Genomic DNA, 10,787 nt, shown 5'->3' with positions numbered 1-10,787 from the left:
ATGATTTTCACAGAAAAAGGAGGCTGTTTCATGCGGAATTACACAATTGATGAAGAAATCCGTGCCAAAACGCCCGGTCTTAAGCTCGGTATTCTCCACTATGATAATGTGGCGCTATCCCCTACCCCGGTCATGCTAAAAGGACGCATCAATTTATTTCTGGAAAATATGCGTTACGATTATTCGGAGAAATCCGCGTCTGACGTACCAGGCATTGCAGAATGGCGGCGAATTTTCAAGGCACTGGGCATGGATCCGTCGCGCTATCGCCCTTCCTCGGAAGCGCTTGTGCGGCGCGTGCTGCAAAATAAGCCCTTTCATTGGATACATACGGGCGTGGACGTGAATAACTTCCTCTCCCTCCAATTCGGTCTGCCGGCCGGGCTGTATAACCGGGACCGTATTGAAGGTGACGTAACACTGCGACTCGGACAAAGCGGCGAGACATATGAAGGTCTGAACGGGCGGGAGATTTCCTGCGAAGGTAAATTAGTGCTCGCCGATACACAGGGGCCTTTCGGCAGCCCGTTCGTCGACTCCGTGCGCACCAGTGTGACCGAGGAAGCTACACACCTGCTGCATGTGTTCTTTATCTATCCGGAGTTCAACCGCTGGACGGATGAGCAGTTGCTGCGCTCAGTCAAAGAGATGTTCACCCATGTCAATGGTGGTACATGCGAAATTGGTGGACAGCCATTTTTAGTGGTCACTTAAGCGCTTAGATTGCCTGTGGGAAAAGCGTAAAGCTGTCTTAATGCTGTACAGACAACGTATTATTTGTTTTATGAACAATGGGAAGCAGGCTCAAAAATAAAGCTCCTTCGGTTTCACTGCTCGGCGCCTTTCCCGAAAAAGCTGAACAACGACGGCAACTATATCCAGCATTAAGCGGTCCAGATGTTTTGCCGGCGCTTTTTTTCATGGAAAGCGGCGTAGCCATGGTTACTTCTTGCAGAAAAGATAGGGCGTATTTTTGACCCTGTATCCCTTGTGTTAGCTTTTTTTCCTTAACACAATTTGTTCCATGAAGATAATGAGCAGTACTCCCATGACAAGTCCGTTACCGAATACATAGCTGAAAATGGGCGGAAGTTCTTGCAGTGCTTCAGGCGGAACAAACATCAAGCCAATGCCGCCCAATAGGCCAAATCCGATAATAAGAAGATTCCGTTCATCAAGCATAATCCGTTCAAAATCACGGAGGCCAAAGCCAAGCAGTTGCGTGAAAGTCACGAACATGACTGCATAGCCCACCGGCGAGGGAAGGCCCGCGAGTATTCGACTGACCTGAGGCAGCATCCCTAATAGAATCAGCATCACAGAAGCGACAATAAACGGCAGGCGTGATGCGATCCGCGATACCTGAATCACTCCGGCCGCAATCGAAAGCGGCACCAGACCAACAATCCCGCCTGCACCTGACAATACATGCGCCACTCCGGTCATAATTCCGCCGCGCCTGTATTCCCCTTCCCCTGGCCGCACATTCACCACATGACTGACAACCGCAATACTGGCAATCAGATTGGTAACCAAAATTAAACCGGTAATCATCGATGTCAGCACCGTACCCAGGTGAAATACGGGCGGACCCCAGAAAAACAGCTGCGGAAGCGCAAAGAACCCGTGCGCCTCCTGCAGTGGCTTTGTCCAATCCATAACCAGATAAATCATCCATCCCACAAGCATGCTAATCAAAATAGCAAAGCTGCGTACGTACTTAAACCGCGAACGAATCATAATAAACGTAAAAAACACCAGTCCCAAAGATACGGCAGCCAGCATGGGCTGTACACCGCTTCCCTTGGAGAAATAGTCAATGCCCAGCATCCCTTTTACCACGGGGCCGCTGAGAGAAACCGCCAGCAGCACCAGATATCCTCCGCTGACAAGCGGGGTGAATACTCTCTGTACCTTCTCGATAAAACCAATAGCACCCAGGGTGATTAACATGATTCCGGTAATGATTAAGCCCATCTCAAGCGATTGGCCAATCTCCCGCGGGGCCTGACCCGCGGCCATTCCCAGATTGGCCAGAATAATGAAGATGCCCCACCACATACCGGCAGGACCCTCCGTAATCGGCAGCCGATGACCGAATAAAATTTGAAGCAGGGAAACAAGCCCGATTAAAAAGAACGTCTGCTGGACAAACTGGCCCAACTGCTGTGCAGGCAGGCCGTACAATTCTCCAATGACAAGCGGTATAACCAGCGAGCTGGAGATCGTAACAAAAAACCACTGCAGCGCCGAGATGAACGTCACTGACAGCGGCGGTTTCTCATCCAGTTCATATAAATTCTTCGCTGATTCTGTTTGCGATTCCACTCTCTCACCCGTTTCTCTTGGCGCATTCAATCGCCACTTTTAGGTCGGACCATACCTCCCGTTTTGATCTGGCCAGCGCGTCGCCCCGCTGCCGCACTATATAGGCCGGGTGCCAGGTTGGTACAACTTTGATTCCGTTATAATCATACACATTGCCACGGAATTGCGACATGGTCTTCATATCCGGAAAGAAAAACTGGAGTGCCACCTTACCCAGTGCCAGAACGACTCTCGGCCGAATTATCTCAAGCTCACGCAGCAAATACTTGCTGCATTCCAGCGTTTCTTCGCGTGCAGGCGTCCTGTTTTTACCTTTTTCATCGGTGACGCGGCATTTCACTACGTTTGTCATATAAATTTGTTCTCGCCTGATACCGGCCTTGGTTAAAATTAGCGTTAACAGCGAACCGCTGATACCGACAAGCGGCAGGCCCCAGTTCTCTTCATCTTCCCCGGGACCTTCTCCGACAATCATAAACGGAGTGCCGGTATTTCCGGTGCCCGGTACACGACTTTTTGCATGCCCGCAGAGTGAACAATCCGTACAACTGAGGACTTGGCGGCGCAGCTGCTCCATATGCACAATTCGTTCAACTTCATAGAGCGCAGGCTTAACATCGTCAGGATTGTACCCATCTTTAGTTAACCGCCGGTAGAAGTCCTGCATCCCTTCTGCAACCTGCTTCATCCACTTCTCTCCCATCATGATGGCATCCTTTCTTAAGATACCATACTTTTTGAAGTCATTGAACTAATATAACTTTCTTGTGCGTTTCCATTGATAGCACCATAACGATTCCATAAGAGCAGACAGAAAAGGCCCGCCCCGTCAGGAGCGAGCCTAGCTCTTGATGGGCTCGGCCACTCTTTCTTTATTATTCTGCCACGTCTCCTGTATTTGCTTCTTTTTTACTCGCTTCTTCACCCATCCGGACAGCCCAGGCTTCATATAACTGGTCTTTCGTCTTTAAGCCCGGCTGCGGGATGGCATGATTCACAACGTATGAGCTTCCGGCATGGCGATTCTCCCACATTTCCTGATGGGCCCTGGGAAGTTCATTATACGGTACAAACACCGGTTCTGTAATCTCCAGCATGCCCGCATCGATCATTTCGTTCATGCGGATAACTTCGTATGCGTTCGACAGATGGGTTCCCCAGATGTTGGCTGTCGGCATATACACGCGGCGCTGGCGCATCCATACTTGTGGGGCGTAGAAACTATAGCGCCGTTTGTCCATGTTTTCGCTATAAACGACCCGTCCCGTGTACGGTTTCAACAGCGTCGTACTTACCCCAAGCGTATCATGACCGGAACGTTCGAAGATTAAATCCGGATAACCCCGCGGGTTGTCAGGGGAACGCAAGTATTTAGCGACCGCGCTGCCGAACGGTTTGAAGATGTAATCCGTAAAATAACGCACCGATTCTTTGAATGCTTCGGTCTCCGTCTTCGGATTTGGGAAGTCCGGCATCGTCTCGGGCCATACGAAGTCTTCGCCTTCCCTGCGCTTAATTTCCTCGATGCTGAGCACACCGCGCACCGCATCCCCGTATCCAAGACTTTGCACGAACTCTTTCTGTGCGTCCGTATAGGTGGCGACTACGATTCGGGCCCCCATCTCACGGGCTGTTTCAATAGCGATAAGTCCTGTTTCGTCTACGATCCCATCCGCATTGGTATCTGTGCCGTAGTAAATCAGTACGGCTTCTCCGGCACGCAGCCGCGCTTTTTCATACATCTCACGCGGTGTACGATCGCCCTTTTTACCTATAAAGGTAAAATGATAGCCGCTGGATGCGCCATAGAACGTCAATGTACCACCTTCTTCGAGCATTTGGAACGAGCGAGGGAACGCCTCTTCACCCGCGTGCGAGACAACATAATCCGCCAGGCGTCCACCGCTTTGCGCACGGTAGTCATCCAGGATTTTTTGTCCGGCAGCTTCCCATGCCGCCCACCGGGATGGATCGGCCGGAACTTTCGTAAATGCACCTGCATAGTCCGGATTCTTCCGGTTGATAACGCCAACCGCTCCTTGTTCGCGGATATAATTGGCCCGCTCTTCATTCGAGACCATACCTATCACATTCAAGCCGTTGCGTGCAGCCGATTTGAGTGCTTCAAGGCCCGTACCGGTCGCTGCGCCTTCAACGAACAAGTTTTTATTTGGTTCAATGTTCAATGTTGTGAATAATGCGCGATAGATTGTGCCCAGGTTCAAAATATAGCTTCCGGCAGCTTCAAGTGTGGCATCCTGCGGTTTCACATGTACCTGAGGCGCCTGTGCAATCATGAACTGTTGATGTGAGCCATCCGGACCCTGATACCCCTGGATGCTGAAATCTGCAAACATCGGATCGAGGCCGACTGCCGGTGACAGCAAGTCGTTCTGACCGGAATAGATGGTTACAAGATCGCCAACTTTTACACGTCCTTCATGCTTGACCTCGCTGCCCACAGCCGCTACAAGTGCGATACCGCCGCTTCCTGTCACATGATAATCCAGATCATGATCATCGAGCGTGGAAACCGGAATGCCTGTAATCGCCCAGATATCGTTGAAATTTACCTCACTGGCCAGTACATACAACAGCACTTCATTGGCGCCCGGTTTTTTGACCGGAATGATAATCTGCTTCTCAGCGTCAATCGGATCGCCGTGATCAACTGCACCTGTCTCGTCGTTCTTCACGACCGCATAGGCATACTGCCATTCCGGAATCGGCGTAAAGCCCGGGAAGTAAGGTGCACCTACAGGCAGCAGTTTCCCCTTTTGAATCAGCTCCCTCTGCTCTATTTCATCCGGCTGGAAGCGCGGACGTGTCGGCAGCGGCTTGCTCTTCTTATCAAGGAATGCTCGAATACCGGTCTTGCCTCCTTTCGGGTCGATGACCGCTTCGGCGAACAACTGTGCTTCGTGCTCCATTCCTTTCTTGATGCCCTGCTCATATCCGGCACGAATCGCATCTAGCGCACGTTTGGCTGCTTCTTCGCGTCCTGCCCACGCGGACTGACGAAGGATGCGTTGAATCTCCTTGCTGTTATCAATCGCTTCCTGGGGGAAGTCCTGAGGCGTATTCCAATTTTCAACCAGCTTGTTATGGCGGTCAAATGCTTCTTTTAACGTACCTTTACCGAACATGATATATTCACGAGCCAGCGCCGAAGCACGAATCAATACATCATCGCTGCCTTCTATCACTTCGTCAATGAGACCGATACGCTGCGCTTCTTCTACATCGATGCTGCGGCCGTTCAAAATAATTTCTACACCTTTCAGGAAGCCTTCCGTACCTTTTCGCTGCTGCAGAAGACGCGGTAGACGTTGTGTGCCTCCATAGCCCGGAATCAGATTTAGGTTAATCTCCGGCTGGCCGAATAACGCGTGCGGCTCGGCAATCCGGTAATGCATCGCCATCTGGAATTCGTTCCCGCCCCCAAGCGCTACGCCGTTTACTGCGGCAATTACCGGTTTGCCCAGGCTTTCGATACGGCTGAAGGCTAGATGTGCTTTATGTGCTAGCGGAAGAACGTCTTTCACTTCGAACATTTCTTCAAGAAACTGCTTTACATCTGCACCTGCCACGAATGAGCCGGTACCCTGTCCGGTGAAGATGACTACCTTGATGTCTTCGCGCCGGCCCAAGTGGTTGACGATCGTGTTCAACTCATCCAGCGCACGTTCGTTCAATGCGTTGACCGGAGGATTGGTAATGGTAACGGTTGCGACTTTCTTATCTGGCAGCACATCATTATACTGTACACGGAAGAAACGGTAATTTTCGAAAATGTTCTGCTCTTCTTCCATTTTGGTCTTCGTCCGCCACTGCTCGATTTTCGGGCGGATTTCTTCGAGCACTTCCGGATTGCGCAGCGTGGACGTATCCCCTAACGGCTCTCCGTTTAGCATATTGCTCAGATACCGGCGCATATACTTGCCGCTGCGTGTTTCCGGAAACTGCCCCACTTCGATAAAATCACTCGGTACCGCTACAGCGCCTTTTTCCTGGCGCACCAGTTCGGATAGGCGGCGCTGGTCCTCAAGAGTTAGGCGCATGCCCGGCGCAGTCTGGATGAATGCAACCGGCGTCAACCCTTTTTCTCGGTGCGGCGCACCAATAACGAGCACGTTGCCGACCGGAGAATCCGGATTAATCTGCTTATCGCGCAGAATGGCTCCTTCAATTTCTTCCGTTCCCATCCGATGCCCTGATACGTTGATAACGTCGTCAGAACGCCCGTGCAGCGAGAACGAATCGTCTTCATATTTCATTGCAAAATCGCCCTGTGTATATGCCCAGGTGCCTTCCCATTTTCCCCAGTACGTATCAATATAGCGTTCCGCATCCCCCTTCCAATCCGGGGTGCCAAAGTTCGCTTCATCTCCCCAGATGTAGCGAGCCAGGTAAGGATACGGCTTTGTAATGACAATCTCGCCTTTTTCTTCAAATGCAGCCGGACGATACTTCGCTTTACCATTCTCTTGGGTGCCCTCAGATACCCACACGTCGCCGAAAACCCATGGCAGCGGGAATGTATGCGCATCGGCCTTCAATTTAAAATCATTATTACCGTAAAAGTGCGTCCATACGATACCGCCGTGTTCGGTCGCCCAATAAGAGTTAATGTACTGCGGTGTCATTAAATCCATACCAAATTGCTGAACAGCCGGACTTGTAGGCTCTGCGCAAAATGTAGCTACACGAAGCGTGTCCATGCTGTACTGTTCTACGTCCGCCTTATTTTGCGGATTAGACATGATTGTTTTCAAGAAAGTCGAGCCCGCTTTGAAAATCGTTACTTTATACCGTTCAATAATGCTTGCATACCGCCCGGCGCTTGGGAAAACCGGCGCCCCTTCCGCTACTACGCTGGTCGTGCGCGTCGTCAATGCGGCGGAAATCAGATAAGATTGTCCGGTAATCCAGCCCGGGTCTGCAATGACATATATGATGTCTTCGCCCGGTCTTGCATCGAATGAAATTTTCATTGTATGCGCAATGCCCGCTACATACCCTCCATGTACATGAACAACGCCTTTGGGTTTTCCTGTGCTTCCGCTCGTATAAATAATGAAGAGCGGATACTCCGCATCGACAGGCTCCGGCTTGGATACAGCGTACATTACTTTAATAAAGTCTTCCGTTGCTAAATCGAGCAACGCTTTCTCATCCGTAACTTCGTAGCCCAGACCGCGTGCTGCCCCCAAAATCTCTTCAGTCGCCTGTGCCGTTAGCTCATGCGACCAGCGGTCACGCTCCGGACGCCAGTTCAAATCCTGCTGGCGAGTATGGCGAACCACGATAACGGCTTCTACACGTGGAGGTGCTTCAACAAGCCCCTTGGCGATTACGGTGCGGATATGGGATTTTTCTTCGGCCCCCATATCATGGAACTGCGCCAGTGCCATACCGACACCGCGCATTACGTCGGAACGCTCTACCGTGATTTCACTGCCGATCGTCTGCATGACTTTTTCTTTGATGGATGCAGCCTGTTTTTCCGTCAGCTTCAGTTCTTGAAGCTTTTCTTCCACGATACGCTGTGCGACCTCTTTCGGTATATAGTTATCAAGTGCCGGGTCGGTGTACGCTTCTTTGAACTCAACCACCTGCGCGTTACGATAACCCCCATCTGAAGTAATAACCACTTTTGCACCGGCGTTATGAATACGATCGCTTAGCGTTTTATCACTGAAACCACCAAAAACCGCCGTATAAATAATTCCAAGCCGCTTGGCAGCCTCCGTATAATAAATTTGTTCCATAATATTTGGCATGTTCAGTGCAATGCGGTCACCTTTTTTCAGACCGAGATTTACTAATACCCGCGCCGCTTTTACTGTTTCCAACATAAGCTTCTTCCGGGTGACAGCGAACTCGACGACCGGTCCGCCTCGACCGTCATTCTTGGTCTGATCCCAGCGGTCACCTTCGAAGTAAAACGCCACCTCATCACCGTGTCCGCTAATGACATGACGGTCTACTTCGTTATAGCAAGCGTTAGTTAACCCGCCGGAGAACCATTTATAAAAAGGCGCATTACTATCATCAAAGGCTTGCGCCCATGGTTCAAATTGCGGCGAATACGTAACTGTGACAGGAGATCCGTTATCCGCATCCAGGCCCAGCCACTGGTTCTGTTCATCACTCCAGTTAATCCAAGCGTTCGATTTCTTATCATACCAGTGAATTTCACGCTTGGCGATTTCGCCATGAAACTTTCCGGGATTCTGCTCTGCTTCGTAGCGTTGCTTATTCCAATCTTCGCGTGTGAGAATCGGATTGTTTTTTACTTTCTGGATTCGTACATCCATATTTTGTGCCTCCTTCTGTCAGCATAAGCAATTTTATGTATTATTAAAATTTATTAAAATGTTTAGATAATTACTTCGTTATTTCTATAAAAAAACCCTTTATACAATCGGTATAAAGGGACATTTATTCTACAGAAACACAGAAGTTATATTAAGTTCCTCTATAGCCTTTCGCAGCTTCTTCAAATCGGATTCAAACACCTCTTGAAGTTCGCGCCGGTAAATAATCGCAGCCGGATGATAAAGAGGGAAAACATGATACTCCTTATCCGATAAAGCGAATTTCCGGCTGTCTTCTTTTTCTCCTACACGCTGTATTGGTACAGTTAATAATGTACCGTGCACTTTTGATATGCCATGATCGGGGGTAAGACGTTTTAACGGCGTAGAGCCAAGTGTTACAATAAGTTTTGGACTGATAAGGTCAATCTCTATATCCAGCCAGGTAGCGCAAGATTGAATCGCATGCTTGGATGGTGGTTTGTTCGACTTGGTAACCCGTTTCGTGCCATTTTTTAAGATTTTCTCGTTTACTTTGTAAGGGCGACAGCGGGTGGTATTCGCCACGTACATTTTACTTCGGTCAAGTCCGACAGATTGAAGGAACGCATTCAAGTTTTCACCGGCCTTACCCACAAACGGCCTGCCGTATTTCATCTCTTCCGCTCCCGGACTCTCACCTATAAGCATCACTTCCGCTTCCGGGATACCTTCCCCCGGGATTGGCGTTTGTCCTTCCTCCCTCTTTAGCCCGTCTTCACATCGCACGCACGTCAAAAATTTCTCCGGTAATAACATATGTACTCTCCTTTCGATTTTGCCGTCTTTCTTATCTTTTCCTCAAAACAATAAAAGGTAAAATAAAAAACGCGCTCCTTCGTCCTTTATGGAACGAAAAACCGCGTTGTTCGTATGTATAAAAACAATAAGTGGAGCGGGTGATGGGAATCGAACCCACGTATTCAGCTTGGAAGGCTGATGTTCTACCATTGAACTACACCCGCGTCCAAATATGTGTATGGTACCGATGGTCGGGGTCGAACCGACACTCCCGAAGGAACACGATTTTGAGTCGTGCGCGTCTGCCAATTCCGCCACATCGGCAAGATAAAAGCATAAAACATAAACACAGTGGTGCCGAGGACCGGAATCGAACCGGTACGGTAGTCACCTACCGCAGGATTTTAAGTCCTGTGCGTCTGCCAGTTCCGCCACCCCGGCAAAAGAAAATGGAGGAGGCACCCGGATTTGAACCGGGGAATAAAGGTTTTGCAGACCTTTGCCTTACCACTTGGCTATACCTCCGTAAAATATAAACACAAAATTCACATAATCTAGTTATGAACAAAATTATGTGGATGGAGCGGACAACGAGACTCGAACTCGCGACCCCGACCTTGGCAAGGTCGTGCTCTACCAACTGAGCTATGTCCGCATTATTTTATAGTATATACGCTTTTCTAAAGATAAGCAACTACACATTACAAGAACAAATGGCTGGGGTACCTGGATTCGAACCAGGGCATGACGGAGTCAAAGTCCGTTGCCTTACCGCTTGGCTATACCCCAGCGATGGGGCGATCGATGGGAATCGAACCCACGAATGTCGGAGCCACAATCCGATGCGTTAACCACTTCGCCACGACCGCCATGATGAATGGTTGGCAGGGGCAGTAGGAATCGAACCCACACTGGAGGTTTTGGAGACCTCTGTTCTACCGTTAAACTATGCCCCTGTATTCTTTTTTGTATAAATGGTGGAGGGGGACGGATTCGAACCGCCGAACCCTGAGGGAGCGGATTTACAGTCCGCCGCGTTTAGCCACTTCGCTACCCCTCCACATTAGAAAATGTAGAACGTAAGATTTTTCCTTCGTGTACTACCGTTTCATTCTAACAAGGAAGATAGCTCACCGCGGTTAGAATGAAAATAGATGGTGCCGGCGAAAGGAATTGAACCCTCAACCCCCTGATTACAAGTCAGGTGCTCTGCCAGTTGAGCTACACCGGCACGACGTCCATGCATTTCGTTCTAAAGAAACATTACTGCCCCGTTTTCTTCGGCTTATCAAGTGCGTTCAAAAAACAAAAGCAGTCTCTTAGTATTTAAATAATCAATGGTGGCTCGGGACGGAATCG

General features: G+C 49.7%; 5 protein-coding genes and 10 tRNA genes. 1 reads left to right on the top strand and 14 read right to left on the bottom strand.

Annotation, left to right across the window (positions count from 1 at the left end; translation table 11 throughout):
• The first annotated feature begins 30 nt into the window (after positions 1–30).
• On the top strand, positions 31–714 hold the full coding sequence (locus tag B2899_RS11510; protein WP_146807855.1) for a B3/B4 domain-containing protein: 684 nt from the start codon (positions 31–33) through the stop codon (positions 712–714).
• Between the two features lie 279 nt (positions 715–993).
• Here B2899_RS11510 and B2899_RS11505 read toward each other — a convergent pair whose 3' ends face one another.
• The 14 genes from B2899_RS11505 to B2899_RS11440 form a co-directional block, all read right to left on the bottom strand.
• Entirely contained in the window at positions 994–2,328 is a 1,335-nt protein-coding gene (locus tag B2899_RS11505) for a purine/pyrimidine permease (RefSeq protein WP_286885914.1), read from the bottom strand.
• 4 nt (positions 2,329–2,332) lie between these two features.
• Positions 2,333–3,034, bottom strand: a complete 702-nt coding sequence (locus B2899_RS11500; RefSeq protein WP_146807852.1) for a uracil-DNA glycosylase — start codon at positions 3,032–3,034, stop codon at positions 2,333–2,335.
• A 169-nt stretch (positions 3,035–3,203) separates the two neighbouring features.
• A complete protein-coding gene (locus B2899_RS11495; protein ID WP_286885912.1) occupies positions 3,204–8,648 on the bottom strand; it encodes an AMP-binding protein in 5,445 nt (1,814 codons plus the stop codon).
• A 129-nt stretch (positions 8,649–8,777) separates the two neighbouring features.
• Positions 8,778–9,446 (bottom strand): uracil-DNA glycosylase, encoded by a 669-nt coding sequence (locus tag B2899_RS11490; protein WP_146807850.1) that lies wholly within the window; start codon positions 9,444–9,446, stop codon positions 8,778–8,780.
• Between the two features lie 132 nt (positions 9,447–9,578).
• Positions 9,579–9,652: transfer RNA gene (locus B2899_RS11485), tRNA-Gly, on the bottom strand.
• Between the two features lie 15 nt (positions 9,653–9,667).
• Positions 9,668–9,752 (bottom strand) — tRNA-Leu (locus B2899_RS11480).
• Positions 9,753–9,780: 28 nt separating this feature from the next.
• Positions 9,781–9,869: transfer RNA gene (locus B2899_RS11475), tRNA-Leu, on the bottom strand.
• Between the two features lie 9 nt (positions 9,870–9,878).
• Positions 9,879–9,953 (bottom strand) — tRNA-Cys (locus B2899_RS11470).
• A 54-nt stretch (positions 9,954–10,007) separates the two neighbouring features.
• A tRNA-Gly gene (locus B2899_RS11465) sits at positions 10,008–10,083 on the bottom strand.
• Positions 10,084–10,142: 59 nt separating this feature from the next.
• Positions 10,143–10,217, bottom strand: a tRNA-Gln gene (locus tag B2899_RS11460).
• 4 nt (positions 10,218–10,221) lie between these two features.
• Positions 10,222–10,297, bottom strand: a tRNA-His gene (locus B2899_RS11455).
• Between the two features lie 13 nt (positions 10,298–10,310).
• Positions 10,311–10,384: transfer RNA gene (locus tag B2899_RS11450), tRNA-Trp, on the bottom strand.
• A gap of 19 nt (positions 10,385–10,403) precedes the next feature.
• Positions 10,404–10,488, bottom strand: a tRNA-Tyr gene (locus B2899_RS11445).
• Between the two features lie 95 nt (positions 10,489–10,583).
• Positions 10,584–10,659, bottom strand: a tRNA-Thr gene (locus tag B2899_RS11440).
• Positions 10,660–10,787: the final 128 nt, after the last annotated feature.

This window comes from Aneurinibacillus sp. UBA3580 (genome assembly GCF_002375825.1).
In the GTDB taxonomy this organism is placed as follows: domain Bacteria; phylum Bacillota; class Bacilli; order Aneurinibacillales; family Aneurinibacillaceae; genus Aneurinibacillus; species Aneurinibacillus danicus.
Note: the sequence above shows the minus strand (reverse complement) of the source record. Positions and strands in the feature narration are given on the sequence as shown.